This is a genomic window from Sphingobium sp. 22B, from assembly GCF_001580035.1.
GTDB classification, from domain to species: Bacteria; Pseudomonadota; Alphaproteobacteria; order Sphingomonadales; family Sphingomonadaceae; genus Sphingobium; species Sphingobium fuliginis.
The window spans coordinates 61,294-74,991 of sequence record NZ_LTAB01000018.1 but is presented as its reverse complement, the minus strand read 5'-3'; the positions used below and the strand labels follow the sequence as shown (position 1 = coordinate 74,991).

Below are 13,698 nucleotides of genomic sequence, written 5' to 3'. Positions count from 1 at the left end.
GATTAGCCCTCCTGGCCTTCGGTCGCTTCGGGAGCGGCCGCTTCTTCAGCGGGCGTTTCGGCCGGAGCGTTGTTGCTGTTGGCAGCCTGCTTCAGGCTCGCCGGATAGGGAACGTCGGCTGGACGCTTCACCTTGACGGCGTCGCAGACGGTCAGCCAGGTGCCCTTGGCGCCGGGGACGCTGCCCTTGACGAACAGCAGGCCGCGCTCGACGTCCGTGCGGACGATTTCGAGATTCTGCTGGGTGCGCTCGCGGTCACCCATGTGACCGGCCATCTTCTTGTTCTTGAAGACGCGGCCCGGGTCCTGACGGTTACCGGTCGAACCATGGGCACGGTGGCTGATCGAGACGCCGTGGGTGGCGCGCATACCGCCGAAGCCCCAGCGCTTCATGGCGCCGGCGAAACCCTTACCCTGGGTGTGGCCGGCAACGTCGACCAGCTGGCCGGCGATGAAGTGGTCGGCCGCGATCTCGGCGCCGACATCGAGGAGCGCATCCTCGGCGACGCGGAATTCGACCAGGCGCGCTTTCGGCTCCACTTCCGCCTTGGCGAAGTGGCCGCGCTGCGGCTTGGCGACATTCTTGACCTTCGCGACGCCCGCACCGAGCTGAACCGCGACATAGCCGTCGCGATCGGTTTCCTTGCGGGCCACGACCTGATTGCCCTCAAGGGCCAGAACCGTAACCGGAATATGACGTCCGTCCTCCTGGAACAGACGGGTCATCCCGACTTTCTTAGCGATCACGCCTGTGCGCATCACCGATTACTCCCATAGAGGCCCGCCTTAGCAGCGGGCGTATCCAACGAAAAAACCGCTCAGGATTTCTCCCTCGCGGCCCAACCCCAATATAGATCACCCCGTCCGGGTTGGATGCCGACCCCTATTCGGGACCAGCGACGGGGGACCAGGACCACGAGCCCTTTCCGGTTCACCGGAGAGGCCGTGCGGTATCCCTGTGTCTTTTGAGCTTCCGGCCAGCGGAATGCCCGATACCCTGCCCACCTTGCGGGTTGGCAGGGACTTGCCGGCTTCAGGCCAGCTTGATTTCGACGTTCACGCCGGCAGCCAGATCCAGCTTCATCAGCGCGTCGACCGTCTGCGGCGTCGGCTGCACAATGTCAAGCATGCGCTTGTAGGTGCGGACCTCGAACTGCTCGCGCGACTTCTTGTCGATGTGCGGACCACGGTTGACCGTGAACTTTTCGATGCGCGTCGGAAGGGGAATCGGACCGCGGATAAGGGCGCCGGTGCGGCGGGCGGTGTCGGCGATGTCGCCGGTCGCCTGATCGAGCACGCGATGATCGAACGCCTTGAGGCGAATGCGGATGTTGCTGTCCATTGTTCCTGTACCGATGCGAAAGAGCCAAAACCCGGAGCATTTTCAGAAATCAGCCGGAGCAGCCGATGATTTATGAAAATGCGCCAACCAAAAAATATCCGCCCCGTTCCTTGCCCTTCTAGCTCGACTGGAGCCGGAGAAAGGCGATCCGGGGCGGTAAAAAACTCAGCGGCGCGAATCAGGCGATTCGCGCCGCTGCGGTCCTATATTACTTCGAGATCGTGCCGACAACCCCTGCGCCGACGGTGCGGCCGCCTTCGCGGATGGCGAAGCGGAGACCCGCGTCCATCGCGATCGGGGCGATCAGCTTCACGCCGAGCTTCACGTTATCGCCGGGCATGACCATCTCGGTGCCCTCGGGCAGGATCACTTCGCCGGTCACGTCGGTGGTGCGGAAGTAGAACTGCGGACGATAGTTGGCGAAGAACGGAGTGTGACGGCCACCTTCTTCCTTCGACAAGACGTAGACTTCCGCGTCGAACTCAGTGTGCGGGGTGATGGTGCCGGGCTTGGCCAGAACCTGACCGCGCTCGACTTCTTCACGGCCCACGCCACGGATCAGCGCGCCGATGTTGTCGCCGGCCTCACCCTGATCGAGCAGCTTGCGGAACATTTCGACGCCGGTCACGGTGGTCTTGCGGGTATCCTTCAGACCGACGATCTCGACTTCCTCGCCAACCTTGACGATGCCGGTCTCGACGCGGCCGGTCACGACGGTGCCGCGACCCGAGATCGAGAACACGTCTTCGATCGGCATCAGGAACGGACGATCGACCGGACGCTCCGGCTGCGGGATGAACGAGTCGACAGCAGCCATCAGCTTCAGAACGGCGTTCTTGCCGATTTCGTCGTTCGAACCGTCCAGAGCCTTGACGGCCGAACCGGGGATGACGGGGATGTTGTCGCCGTCGAAGTCGTAGGACGACAGCAGCTCGCGGATTTCCAGCTCCACCAGTTCCAGGATTTCCGGATCGTCGACGAGGTCGACCTTGTTCATGAACACGACGAGCTGCGGCACGCCGACCTGGCGGGCGAGCAGGATGTGCTCGCGGGTCTGCGGCATCGGGCCGTCGGTGGCCGAAACGACGAGGATCGCGCCGTCCATCTGGGCCGCGCCGGTGATCATGTTCTTGACGTAGTCGGCGTGACCCGGGCAGTCGACATGCGCGTAGTGACGGGCTTCGGTCTCATATTCGACGTGGGCGGTCGAGATGGTGATGCCGCGCTCGCGCTCTTCGGGCGCCTTGTCGATATTGGCATAGTCGACGAAGGTCGCGCCACCGGTTTCGGCGAGCACCTTGGTGATCGCCGCGGTCAGCGAGGTCTTGCCATGGTCGACGTGACCGATGGTGCCGATGTTGCAGTGCGGCTTGTTCCGCTCAAACTTAGCCTTAGCCATTTTATCCTACCTTCTAATCAAATCAGCTTTGGTCTGACCGCTCGGCCGCGCCTCGCGAAGGCGCGTCCATAGCAGCAAATTTAGAGAATGCCAGCCCAAAACCGAGCCGCTTGCGCGGCCCGGCCCGGGAAATTCATCAGGCCATCTTCGCCTTGACCTCGTCCGCCACATTCTGCGGCACTTCGTCATAGTGCGAGAAGATCATCGAGTAGTTCGCGCGCCCCTGGGTGAACGAGCGAAGCTGGTTCACATAGCCGAACATGTTGGCCAGCGGGACCATCGCCTCGACCACCTGCGCGTTGCCGCGGCTGTCGGTGCCCTGGATCTGGCCGCGGCGGCTGTTCATGTCGCCGATGACGTCGCCCAGATATTCCTCCGGGGTCACGACCTCGACCTTCATGATCGGTTCAAGCAGCTTGATGCCCGACTTGGCGGCCGCCTCGCGCATGGCGCCGCGGGCGCAGATTTCGAAGGCCAGGGCCGACGAGTCGACGTCGTGATAGGCGCCGTCCGTCAGGTGGACTTCGAAGTCGATGATCGGGAAGCCGATGAGATGACCGGTCTCGGCCGTCTCGCGGAAGCCCTTTTCCACCGACGGGATATATTCGCGCGGGATGTTGCCGCCCTTGATCTCGTCGAAGAACTGGTAGCCCGAACCGCGCTCGCCGGGGATGACGGTGACCTTGACGCGGCCGAACTGGCCCGAGCCGCCCGACTGCTTCTTGTGGGTGTAGTCGATGTCGACCTTCTTCGCGAGATATTCGCGATAGGCGACCTGCGGCGCGCCGACATTGGCCTCGACCTTGAACTCGCGCTTCATGCGGTCGACGAGGATTTCGAGGTGCAGTTCGCCCATGCCCTTGATGATGGTCTGGCCCGATTCGTGGTCGGTCGAGACGCGGAAGGACGGGTCCTCGGCGGCCAGGCGGTTGAGCGCGATGCCCATCTTTTCCTGGTCGGCCTTGGTCTTGGGTTCGACCGACAGCTCGATCACCGGCTCGGGGAATTCCATCCGCTCCAGGATGATCGGCTGGCGCTCGGCGCACAGCGTATCGCCGGTGGTGGTTTCCTTGAGGCCCGCCAGGGCGACGATGTCGCCGGCATAGGCGGTGTCGATGTCCTCACGCGAGTTGGCGTGCATGAGGAGCATGCGGCCGATCTTTTCCTTCTTGTCCTTGACCGAGTTCAGATAGCTGCCCTTGGTCAGCGTGCCCGAATAGACGCGCAGGAAGGTGAGCGAACCCACGAACGGGTCGTTCATGATCTTGAACGCCAGGCCCGAGAAGGGCGCGTCGTCGGCCGTCTTGCGGCTGTCGGGCTCGTCGGTGTCGGGGTTGATGCCCTGAACGTCGGGAATGTCGAGCGGCGAGGGCAGATAGTCGACCACCGCGTCGAGCAGCGGCTGCACGCCCTTGTTCTTGAACGCCGAACCGCACAGCACCGGCACGAAGGCATGGCCCAGCGTGCCCTTGCGGATCAGCTTCTTGAGCGTGGCGACGTCGGGCAGATTGCCTTCCAGATAGGCTTCCATCGCGTCGTCGTCCTGTTCGACGGCGAGCTCGATCAGCTTCTCGCGATATTCGGCGGCCTTGTCGGCGAGGTCGGCCGGAATCTCCTCATAGGTGAACTCGGCGCCCAGATTCTCATCCTTCCAGATGATGGCGCGGTTCTCGACCAGGTCGACCAGGCCCTTGAAGTCCGATTCCGCACCGATGGGCAGATAGAGGACGGCCGGGGTGGCGCCCAGACGGTCGATGATCGTCTGCACGCAATAATAGAAGTTGGCGCCGGTGCGGTCGAGCTTGTTGATGAAGCACATCCGCGGAACCTTGTACTTGTCCGCCTGGCGCCACACGGTTTCCGACTGCGGCTCAACGCCCGCGACGCCGTCGAACGCGGCGACCGCGCCGTCGAGCACGCGCAGCGAACGCTCGACTTCGATGGTGAAGTCGACGTGGCCGGGGGTGTCGATGATGTTCAGGCGATGATCGTTCCAGAAGCAGGTCGTCGCAGCCGACGTGATGGTGATCCCACGCTCCTGCTCCTGCTCCATCCAGTCCATGGTGGCGGCGCCGTCATGGACTTCGCCGATCTTGTAGGACTTGCCGGTATAGTAAAGGATACGCTCGGTCGTGGTGGTCTTGCCGGCGTCGATATGCGCCATGATACCGAAATTGCGATAGCGTTCGAGCGGATGGCTGCGGGCCATGATGCTTCTCCGTTGCCGGCGCGCCGGCGGTTGGGGATTCGTTAAATCTGCGCGTGGCCCCTAAACCAATCCGTCCGCCATGGGTAGCCACCCGTGGCGAACGGACCGATTTTTCGAAACCATGAGAGGAAGCGGACGATATGGGCGCCCGCTTCGCCTTTTTCCAGCGCCGAATTACCAGCGATAGTGCGAGAAGGCGCGGTTCGCTTCCGCCATGCGGTGCGTGTCTTCGCGCTTCTTGACGGCATTGCCGCGGTTGTTGGCGGCGTCCAGCAGTTCACCCGACAGGCGGGCGGCCATGGTGGTTTCGCTGCGGTTGCGCGACGCGGTGATCAGCCAGCGGATCGCCAGCGCCTGGGCGCGCTCCGGGCGCACTTCGACGGGGACCTGGTAGGTCGCACCACCGACGCGGCGGCTGCGGACCTCGATGCCGGGCTTCACATTGTTCAGCGCGTCATGGAACATGGCGATCGGGTCCTTCTTGGACTTCGCCTCAACAGTGTCGAGAGCGCCGTACACGATGGACTCGGCGACGGCCTTCTTGCCGTCCTGCATGATGCTGTTCATGAACTTCGACAGCACGACATCACCGAATTTGGGATCGGGCAGGATGACGCGCTTTTCGGGGCGACGACGACGTGACATATTACTGGTCTCCCCTTACTTCGGACGCTTGGCGCCGTACTTCGAACGGCTCTGCTTGCGGTCCTTGACGCCCTGGGTATCCAGAACGCCGCGCAGCACGTGATAGCGCACACCGGGAAGGTCGCGCACGCGGCCGCCGCGGATCAGCACGACGCTGTGCTCCTGAAGGTTGTGGCCTTCACCCGGAATGTAGGTGATGACTTCGCGCTGGTTGACCAGGCGCACCTTCGCCACCTTGCGGAGAGCCGAGTTCGGCTTCTTCGGGGTCGTCGTGTAGACACGGGTGCAAACGCCGCGCTTCTGCGGGTTCGCTTCCATTGCAGGGACCTTCGACTTGGTCTTCTGCAGTTCGCGGCCCTTGCGGACCAGCTGGTTGATCGTTGGCATGAAGCCCTTCACCTTTTTCAGTTACTTTACCGCATGCATTCCCGCGTTCCTTGCGGCCTGGAAAACGAATCGCCTCCAAACAGCAAAGGCTCCGGCGGAAACCCGCCCGGAGCCGCAAGAGCACCGGCAATGTTCAGCTCTGATGCCCTGAGGACCGGGGTTCGGCGCGAACGAATCCGTCCATTCCGGCCTTTGGGCAGGCGCGCCTATAGCCATGTGGCGGCCGCCGGTCAAGAACAGGCCCGACGATCCGCCCCGTCCCGATCCGACGTGGCGGGGACGCCAGGAGATGACGCCTTTCTATCCAGCGCCGCAGAGGTTGGCGAGGCCGGTTTGCGAAGGGCGGAGAGCGCCGGCAAAAATTTCGCGGGGGACCGGAACCCTTTGCCTGGTTCCACGTTTCACCCCGTTCATCTTTCGACTCGTCACGACTCCGCTCCCCCGGATTCGCGCGACTCGATTCCTTTTGTTAGCGCCCCGTTCACTAAAAAAGCACGCGGGGTCGCAATTGTCGCAATGGAGCAAGATGGGGGCAGCCGCCCTCTGGGCCGGCATGACCGCCCGGTGTTCGAAGCTGTGTCCGGAACGGGAGATTTTCCTGCGTTCCGGCGGCCAGGTGAAGTTCATCCGTATTTCGCGCAGGGCGCAGCTCGCCACGGTCGGCCTGCTCTCTTCCGCCTTGATCGGTGGGCTTGGGCTATCCCTGTCCATGGCCGCCAACAGCGCGGAGATCGAGCAGGAGCGCGCCGCCCGTGACAAGGCCGTTGCCAACAGCGCCAGCCAGGTCGAGCGCTACCGCAAGTCGGTCGACCAGCTCGCGCAGGAGTTGCAGGAACGCCAGGATTTCATGGACGACCTCTACCGAACGCATTTCGGTCAGGAGGGCGCGGCCCCGGCCGGCGATGTGGTCGGCAAGGCCGACAGCGGAACCAGGAACGGCACGTCCAAGCTCGACACCAAGATCAGCGTCGCGCCCGAAGCGGCGCCGTTGTTCCGGATCGACGCGCGGCAGCGCCGTTTTGCCGCCCTGCTGACCGACGCCGTCCGGCATCGTGCCGACAAGGCAGCCGCCGCGATCCGCAGCTTCGGCCTCAATCCCGACAGCCTCGCCCGCACGGCGGCGCGCGCGCAGGGCGGCCCCTTCGTGCCATGGGAAGGGCAGGACGTCCTGCCGGACGAGTTCGAAAAGCTCGCCCAGGCGCTGTCCCGCATGGAATTTCTGGAAGGGAGCCTGCTCGCCATCCCCTCCGGCAAGCCCACGGCGACGCCGATGCTGAGCAGCAGCTATGGCTATCGGAGCGATCCGTTCAACGGCCATGCGGCCTTTCACGCGGGTCTGGATTTCCCCGGCAGCATGGGCCAGCCGATCCTGGCGGCCGCATCGGGCAAGGTCAGCTTCGTGGGCCAGCGCAGCGGCTATGGCAATGTGGTCGAGGTCACCCATGGCAATGGCATCCTGACCCGATATGCCCATCTTTCGGGCTTCAGCGCGCGGGTCGGCCAGCAGGTGGCGCGCGGCGACGCCATTGCGCGGATGGGATCGACGGGCCGCTCCACGGGGCCGCATCTTCATTTCGAGGTGCGGGTGAACGGCAATGCCATCAATCCCCGACGCTTCCTGGAGGCGCGCAAGGATGTCCTCCAGATCCAGCAGATCGCCACGGCGCGCCTGGCGGATGTCGGCGGCCGCGGTTAGCGCTTTTGCTTTCGGCTGATCCGGATTTCCAGCTCCGCCTGATCCGCGCGCCCTGCCTGTCGGGGGTTCATCTGCCCCAAAAGGAAAAGGGGCCGGAAACCCGACCCCTTCCCTTGCATTCGTAACGGTCGAACCGATCAGCGCTTCGAGAACTGGAAGCTGCGGCGGGCCTTGGCCTTGCCGTACTTCTTGCGCTCGACGGCGCGGCTGTCGCGGGTCAGGAAGCCTTCGGCCTTGACCGCGCTGCGCAGCGCCGGCTCGTACTTGGCGAGCGCCTGGGCGATGCCGTGCTTGACTGCGCCGGCCTGGCCGGACAGGCCGCCGCCCTTGACGGTGGCGATCACGTCATACTGGCCTTCGCGCTCGGTGACGCCGAAGGGCTGGTTGATCACCAGACGCAGGGTCGGGCGGGCGAAGTAGATTTCCTGATCGCGGCCGTTGACCGTGATCTTGCCGGTGCCGGGCTTCACCCAGACGCGGGCGACGGCATCCTTGCGGCGGCCGGTCGCATAGGCGCGGCCGAGGCTGTCGATTTCCTGGGCGCGCAGCGGAGCCGAGGGCTGGACCGGAGCGATCGGCGCGTCGGCGGCGACGGTTTCGGCAGCGGCCGGAGCGTTGGCGGTCAGCGACGCGAGGTCGGACAGGGACTGGCGGTTATCGGACATTATGCACCCACCTTGTTCTTGCGGTTGCGCGACGCGAAGTCGAGCACTTCGGGGTTCTGCGCGGCGTGCGGATGTTCGGCGCCGGCGAAGATGCGCAGGTTGCGCATCTGCTGACGGCCCAGCGGACCGCGGGGGATCATGCGCTCGACGGCCTTTTCCAGGACGCGTTCGGGGAAACGGCCTTCCAGAACCTTCTGGGGGGTGGTTTCCTTGATGCCGCCGGCATAGCCGGTGTGCTTGTAATAGACCTTGTCGGTCAGCTTGCGGCCGGTGAACTTCACCTTTTCCGCGTTGATGATGATGACATTGTCACCGCAATCGACATGGGGGGTGAAGCTCGGCTTGTGCTTGCCGCGCAGGATGTTCGCGACGGTCGAGGCGAGGCGGCCGACGACGAGGCCTTCCGCGTCGATCAGGACCCACTTCTTTTCGACCGTGGCCGGGGTCGCCGGCTTGGTGGTCTTCATCAGCGCCTTCATGGTGCCAATACTCCAAGAATGAAACAGTGAATTGAAGGCTGTTTCCAGCTTTCGGAAGATGCGCGCTAATGACGGGTGGAAGGGCGCAAGTCAAGAGATTCGGCGGCTTTGCTGACGGGTAAAATAATACCTTCCGATCAGCCCGTCCGATCGTCCACCCACCGGGCGAAGGCGGCGTGGGCCGCGTCGACGGGCAGAGCGAGGATCGCCGGAACCCGATAATCGTGCAGTTCCGCGATGCGCGCCATCAGCGCGTCGCGGCGGGCGGGCGCGGTCTTGAAGAGGACGGGCACCTCCGCCGCGGTATCGACCGCGCCGTTCCATTCGTAGATGGAGGTCGCCTCCCCCAGCAGGTTCGCGCAGGCGGCCAGCCTTTCCTCCACCAGCTGGCGGGCGATGCGGGTCGCGGCCTCCCGCGAGCCGAACAGCGTGTAGACGAGCGCGACGGCGCTCATCCCCGACGTTCCCCCAGCGCATGGGCGCCCCAGGTCGCGGACGCCACCACCAGCGCGCCGACCGCCTGGTGCAGCACCGCCAGCGGCAGGGCGATGCCGCTGACGACCGTGGCGATGCCGAGCGCGACCTGCGTGCCCACCGCCGCGTTGATCGCGATGGAGGGGCCGCGCTGCCCCGCCTGCTTCGCCATGCGCGCCAGCATGACCAGCAGGATCGCGGCGACCCAGGCCCACCAGCGATGGATGAAATGGACGAGATAGGGATCGCTGGAAAGGGTGGCCCAGAGCGAACCCAGCCATTCGATCCCCTCCGGCACCAGATGGTCGTTCATCAGCGGCCAGGTGCTGGAGACATAGCCCGCGTCCAGACCGGCGGTGAAGGCGCCGAACATGAGTTGCACCAGCAGCGCCAGCAGCGCGACCACCGCGAAGGGATGGAGCATGGCGGGCCTGGCGAAGGGGGTCTTCGCACGGGTCAGCAGGTCGAGCGCGGTCCAGATCAGCCCGCCCATGATGAACAGCGCCGTCAGCAGATGCACCGCCAGCCGGTAATGGCTGACGTCGGTGCGCACCGACAGGCCCGATTCCACCATCCACCAGCCGATCGCGCCCTGCAGCCCGCCAAGAGCCAGCAGCGCGACGAGACGGAAGCCATAGCCCTGCGGGATCGCGCGTTTCCACGCGAACCAGAGCAGCGGCAGCGCGAAGGCGACGCCGATCAGCCGCCCGAGCAGACGGTGCACCCATTCCCAGAAGAAGATGAACTGGAAATCGCCCAGCGTCATGCCCTGCCGCAACTGCCGATATTCGGGAATCTGCTGATAGGCGCGAAACGCATCCATCCACTGGTCGTGGGTCAGCGGCGGGATGGCGCCGCTGATCGGTTTCCATTGCGTGATCGACAGGCCGGATTCGGTCAGGCGGGTGATGCCGCCGACCACCACCATGCAGAAGACGAGGGCGGCGACCGTCAGCAGCCAGCGCGCGATCGGCGCGGGGCGTGGGACGGCGGTGGCGGGGCGGCTCAGGGTCGTCGCGGTCATGGCGCCGATCCATGCGCGCTTGTTTCGCCTGTTGCAAGGATAACCCTGACCGGTGGACAAAAGGTCGTAACGCCTTCTGCCTGAACGGATACAAAGCGCCGGACAGGCGTATCTCGCCCTATGAACAGGCTGACCGAGGATAATCGATGAGCGGCGCGCCGGGCATAGCGGAGATGATCGCCGCGCAGGGGCCGCTGGGCGCCCTGACCGCGCGCATCGACGCCGGATCGCCGCTGGGGCCGGTGCACGGCTGGTCCCCGGCGCTGGTGTCGACCGTCCGGCTGATGCTGTCGTCGCAGGCGGAGATCGTGCTGTTCTGGGGCCCCGATCTCTGCGCGCTCTACAACGAAGCCTATGCGCCCACCATCGGGGACAAGCATCCCCGCGTGCTGGGCCGCCCGGCGCGGGAGGGGTGGACGGAACTGTGGGACGATCTGGAGCCGCTGCTGCGTTCCGTCGTCGACCAGGGGCAGTCCGTGCATGCCAAGGACCGCCCCTTCTATATCGAGCGGGACGGCGGACAGGGCGAACAGGTGTTCTTCGACATCAACTATTCCCCGGTGTTCGAGACGGACGGCTCCGTCGGCGGCGCGCTGTGCATCGTCAGCGAGACGACCAAGAGGGTGGTCGCGGAAAAGGAGATGCGCGCCGATCGCGCCCGCCTCTGGGCATTGGCGCGCGACCCGTTCCTGGTCGCCGACCGGGACGGCACCTGGCTGGCCGCCAGCCCCGCCTGGACCGAAATATTGGGATGGAGCGAGGCGGACCTGATCGGGCGCACGTCCGAATGGATGGAGCATCCCGACGATCTGGAGAAGACGAAGGGGGAGATCGCCGGGCTGGCGCGGGGCATGCCGACGGTGCGATTCGAAAACCGGTTCCGGGCGAAGGACGGCAGCTACCGCAATTTCAGCTGGACGGCGGTGCCGGAAAACGACCTTATCTATTGCGTCGCCCGCGACGAGACCGAGCAGCGCGCCCATGCCCGGGCGCTGGCGGAGGCGGAAGAGGCGCTGCGGCAGGCGCAGAAGATGGAGACGCTGGGCCAGTTGACCGGCGGCGTCGCGCATGACTTCAACAATCTGCTGCAGATCGTCACCGGCAATCTGGAACTGCTGCAACGCGGCCTTCACGAGGATCAGGCGCGGCTGCGGCGGGCCGCCGACAATGCCATGGCGGGCGCGGAGCGCGCCGCGCTGCTGACGCAGCGGCTGCTCGCCTTTTCCCGCCGCCAGCCGCTGGCGCCCGAGCGGATCGACCCCAACCGGCTGGTCAGCGGCATGTCCGACCTGCTCAACCGCACATTGGGCGAGACGATAGAGGTGGAGACGATCCAGAGCGCGCGCATCTGGCCGATCGAGATCGACGTCAACCAGATGGAGAATGCGCTGCTGAACCTGGCGGTGAATGCGCGCGACGCCATGCCGGACGGCGGCAAGCTGACCATAGAGGTGGCCAATACCCATATCGACGAGGATTATGCCGCGCAGGAGGCGGAGGTAAAGCCCGGCCAATATGTGCTGATCAGCGTGTCCGATACGGGCGAGGGCATGGACGAGGAGGTGCTGAGCCACGCCATCGAACCCTTCTTCACCACCAAGGAGGTCGGGCGGGGCACCGGCCTTGGCCTGTCGATGGTCTATGGCTTCATCAAGCAGTCCGGCGGCCATATCCGCGTCTATTCCGAAAGCGGCCATGGCACGACGGTCAAGATCTACCTTCCCCGCTTCTACGGTCCGCTGCCGGACAACGACACCGGGTCGGTGGACCGCGCCGCGCCGATATGCGGCGGCGACGAGACGGTGCTGGTGTGCGAGGATGACGAGAAGGTGCGCGCCTATACCGTCGATGTGCTGAAGGAACTGGGCTATCGGGTGATCGAGGCGAATGACGGCGCGGCGGCCTTGCAGGCGCTGGACAGCGCTTCGCAGTCCATCGACCTGCTGTTCACCGACGTCATCCTGCCCGGCGGCATGACCGGGGCCGACATCGCGCAACAGGCGCGCGCGGAGCGGCCGGGGCTGAGGGTGCTGTTCGCCACCGGCTATGCGCGCAACGCCATCATCCATCACGGGCGGCTCGATCCGGGCGTGGAACTGCTGACCAAGCCGTTCACCTATGCCGAACTGGCCGCCAAGGTGCGCGACATGCTGGACCGGAACGGAGCGCGGCAGGTGGGGTGAAGCCCGAGTTGAAGGGAAGTTCGAGAATGCGGATGCCCGCCCCTATCAGGGCGGCGCCGACTGCAAGCGCTTCCTCCGGCCCGATGCCGCGCAGGATCGCGCAAATGGGCGGCGCGCCTTTGGCCAGCAGGTCGTCCAGGGTCATGAGGGGTCTCCGTGAGATGGGGCATTGGAGGGATGGGGCGTTGGCGGATGGGGCGGCGGGAACAGCCTCTCTCCTCCCCGGTCCTCGTCGGGACAGCCCCCCATCAGGACAGGCCCCCATCAGGACAGGCCGGCGAGCGAGCAGGCGTCGCCGTCCAGCGTCTCGCTCGGCACGCCGCGCCTGCCCAGCGCCTGGGCGTAGCGCACCGAGAGTCGGGCGTCCCCGATCAGCCATATGTCGTCCGCCTGTCCGGACGTGGCGAGTCCGGGCGTGGCGAGCATTTCCGCGATCTCCGTCCCGATCAGCAGGCCGGACAGATAGCCTGCCGACCAGTCCGCCGAACGTCCGGCGCGCAGCCGCATGCTGCGCGCGGCGAACAGGGAGGAGAGCAGACGCCCCTCCTCCTCCGCCCGGCGCAGGCCGTCCGCGAAGCCCTGCGCCTCCTGCGCCGGATCGGGCCGGTCGGTCCGCGCGCCCAGGGTGGAACGGTCCCGCAGCAGGGCGAAAAGCTCCCCCGTCGGCATGGTGCGGAAGGAGGTGACGCGGCCATCCTGCACCACCGCCCATTTATTGTGGGTGCCGGGCAGGACGATGAGCCGGCGGCCCTGCCCCAGCGCCGGATCGCGCGCGATGGCGCCGAATATCTGCGTTTCCTCTCCGCGCATGAGGTCGGGCGCGCCGGCCGTTCCGGTGCAGGCGAGGCCCGCCATGATCGCGACGGGCACGCCGCGCCAGTCGAACCGCGCCGCCGCCGCACGCCAGGTCGCGGCGTCGGCGGGGCAATCCGCATAGGGCGCCTCCACCCAGCCGTCGCGGGCGCCGGCCATGCCGCAAAGGCGTATTTCCGTCGGCGCGGCTTCCTCCAGCCAAGGGGCGATGGTGGCGGCGAAGGCCGCTTCCGCCTGCCCGGCCGCCGCAGCGATGCCGGGGCCGTCATGGCGGGCGGTGACGCGGCCCTGCTCGATACGGAACAGCCGCAGGCGGCTGGTGCCCCAGTCCCCGACGACCTCGTAGCGGCTCAGCAAATTCGTCACCTGGCCCGAACCATCCT

At 65.6% G+C, this 13,698-nt stretch carries 13 protein-coding genes and 1 pseudogene; 2 read left to right on the top strand and 12 right to left on the bottom strand.

Annotated elements, in window-relative coordinates:
- Positions 1 to 2: 2 nt before the first annotated feature.
- The 6 genes from rplC to rpsL all read right to left on the bottom strand — a co-directional run bounded on the left by rplC (position 3) and on the right by rpsL (position 5,981).
- On the bottom strand, positions 3 to 758 hold the full coding sequence (rplC, locus tag A0J57_RS15865) for a 50S ribosomal protein L3 (RefSeq protein ID WP_048576429.1): 756 nt from the start codon (positions 756 to 758) through the stop codon (positions 3 to 5).
- Between the two features lie 274 nt (positions 759 to 1,032).
- Complete coding sequence (rpsJ, locus tag A0J57_RS15860; protein WP_007686587.1) at positions 1,033 to 1,341, bottom strand: 30S ribosomal protein S10; 309 nt, start codon at positions 1,339 to 1,341, stop codon at positions 1,033 to 1,035.
- A 208-nt stretch (positions 1,342 to 1,549) separates the two neighbouring features.
- Positions 1,550 to 2,740: an elongation factor Tu gene (gene tuf, locus A0J57_RS15855; protein WP_025547259.1), complete on the bottom strand. Its 1,191-nt coding sequence runs from the start codon at positions 2,738 to 2,740 to the stop codon at positions 1,550 to 1,552.
- A gap of 136 nt (positions 2,741 to 2,876) precedes the next feature.
- Positions 2,877 to 4,949 carry an elongation factor G gene (gene fusA, locus A0J57_RS15850; RefSeq protein WP_044661334.1) on the bottom strand — a complete coding sequence of 691 codons (2,073 nt, stop codon included), beginning with the start codon at positions 4,947 to 4,949 and terminating at the stop codon, positions 2,877 to 2,879.
- Positions 4,950 to 5,123: 174 nt separating this feature from the next.
- The gene (gene rpsG, locus A0J57_RS15845; protein WP_007686590.1) at positions 5,124 to 5,594 is read right to left on the bottom strand and encodes a 30S ribosomal protein S7; all 471 of its coding nucleotides are present in this window, start codon (positions 5,592 to 5,594) and stop codon (positions 5,124 to 5,126) included.
- 15 nt (positions 5,595 to 5,609) lie between these two features.
- Complete coding sequence (gene rpsL / locus A0J57_RS15840) at positions 5,610 to 5,981, bottom strand: 30S ribosomal protein S12 (protein ID WP_007686591.1); 372 nt, start codon at positions 5,979 to 5,981, stop codon at positions 5,610 to 5,612.
- Positions 5,982 to 6,507: 526 nt separating this feature from the next.
- Between rpsL and A0J57_RS15835 the strand changes: the two genes are divergently transcribed.
- Complete coding sequence (locus tag A0J57_RS15835) at positions 6,508 to 7,677, top strand: M23 family metallopeptidase (protein WP_061939339.1); 1,170 nt, start codon at positions 6,508 to 6,510, stop codon at positions 7,675 to 7,677.
- A gap of 137 nt (positions 7,678 to 7,814) precedes the next feature.
- Here A0J57_RS15835 and rpsI read toward each other — a convergent pair whose 3' ends face one another.
- The 4 genes from rpsI to A0J57_RS15815 all read right to left on the bottom strand — a co-directional run bounded on the left by rpsI (position 7,815) and on the right by A0J57_RS15815 (position 10,319).
- Positions 7,815 to 8,342 (bottom strand): 30S ribosomal protein S9, encoded by a 528-nt coding sequence (rpsI, locus tag A0J57_RS15830; RefSeq protein WP_044661332.1) that lies wholly within the window; start codon positions 8,340 to 8,342, stop codon positions 7,815 to 7,817.
- Complete coding sequence (rplM, locus tag A0J57_RS15825; protein WP_007686594.1) at positions 8,342 to 8,821, bottom strand: 50S ribosomal protein L13; 480 nt, start codon at positions 8,819 to 8,821, stop codon at positions 8,342 to 8,344. Before rplM ends, rpsI begins: the two co-directional genes overlap by 1 nt.
- Positions 8,822 to 8,958: 137 nt before the next feature.
- Positions 8,959 to 9,276 carry a divalent-cation tolerance protein CutA gene (gene cutA, locus A0J57_RS15820; RefSeq protein WP_044661331.1) on the bottom strand — a complete coding sequence of 106 codons (318 nt, stop codon included), beginning with the start codon at positions 9,274 to 9,276 and terminating at the stop codon, positions 8,959 to 8,961.
- Positions 9,273 to 10,319 (bottom strand): COX15/CtaA family protein, encoded by a 1,047-nt coding sequence (locus tag A0J57_RS15815; RefSeq protein ID WP_061939341.1) that lies wholly within the window; start codon positions 10,317 to 10,319, stop codon positions 9,273 to 9,275. The genes cutA and A0J57_RS15815 overlap by 4 nt, the downstream gene beginning before the upstream one ends.
- 146 nt (positions 10,320 to 10,465) lie before the next feature.
- On the opposite strand from A0J57_RS15815, the gene A0J57_RS15810 reads away from it, so the two are divergent.
- The gene (locus A0J57_RS15810; protein WP_235600885.1) at positions 10,466 to 12,502 is read left to right on the top strand and encodes an ATP-binding protein; all 2,037 of its coding nucleotides are present in this window, start codon (positions 10,466 to 10,468) and stop codon (positions 12,500 to 12,502) included.
- Positions 12,503 to 12,506: 4 nt separating this feature from the next.
- Here the strand turns inward: A0J57_RS15810 and A0J57_RS26920 are convergent.
- Positions 12,507 to 12,647: pseudogene (locus tag A0J57_RS26920) on the bottom strand (2-dehydro-3-deoxy-6-phosphogalactonate aldolase); the annotation flags it as partial.
- Between the two features lie 119 nt (positions 12,648 to 12,766).
- Positions 12,767 to 13,669 (bottom strand): 2-dehydro-3-deoxygalactonokinase, encoded by a 903-nt coding sequence (locus A0J57_RS15805; protein WP_061939361.1) that lies wholly within the window; start codon positions 13,667 to 13,669, stop codon positions 12,767 to 12,769.
- Positions 13,670 to 13,698: the final 29 nt, after the last annotated feature.

Coding starts and splice junctions, on each gene's coding strand:
- rpsJ (WP_007686587.1), bottom strand. CDS start 1,341: ATGGACAGCAACATCCGCATTCGCCTCAAGGCGTTCGATCATCGCGTG.
- rpsG (WP_007686590.1), bottom strand. CDS start 5,594: ATGTCACGTCGTCGTCGCCCCGAAAAGCGCGTCATCCTGCCCGATCCC.
- A0J57_RS15835 (WP_061939339.1), top strand. CDS start 6,508: ATGGGGGCAGCCGCCCTCTGGGCCGGCATGACCGCCCGGTGTTCGAAG.
- tuf (WP_025547259.1), bottom strand. CDS start 2,740: ATGGCTAAGGCTAAGTTTGAGCGGAACAAGCCGCACTGCAACATCGGC.
- rpsI (WP_044661332.1), bottom strand. CDS start 8,342: ATGTCCGATAACCGCCAGTCCCTGTCCGACCTCGCGTCGCTGACCGCC.
- A0J57_RS15815 (WP_061939341.1), bottom strand. CDS start 10,319: ATGACCGCGACGACCCTGAGCCGCCCCGCCACCGCCGTCCCACGCCCC.
- cutA (WP_044661331.1), bottom strand. CDS start 9,276: ATGAGCGCCGTCGCGCTCGTCTACACGCTGTTCGGCTCGCGGGAGGCC.
- rplM (WP_007686594.1), bottom strand. CDS start 8,821: ATGAAGGCGCTGATGAAGACCACCAAGCCGGCGACCCCGGCCACGGTC.
- rpsL (WP_007686591.1), bottom strand. CDS start 5,981: ATGCCAACGATCAACCAGCTGGTCCGCAAGGGCCGCGAACTGCAGAAG.
- fusA (WP_044661334.1), bottom strand. CDS start 4,949: ATGGCCCGCAGCCATCCGCTCGAACGCTATCGCAATTTCGGTATCATG.
- A0J57_RS15810 (WP_235600885.1), top strand. CDS start 10,466: ATGAGCGGCGCGCCGGGCATAGCGGAGATGATCGCCGCGCAGGGGCCG.
- rplC (WP_048576429.1), bottom strand. CDS start 758: ATGCGCACAGGCGTGATCGCTAAGAAAGTCGGGATGACCCGTCTGTTC.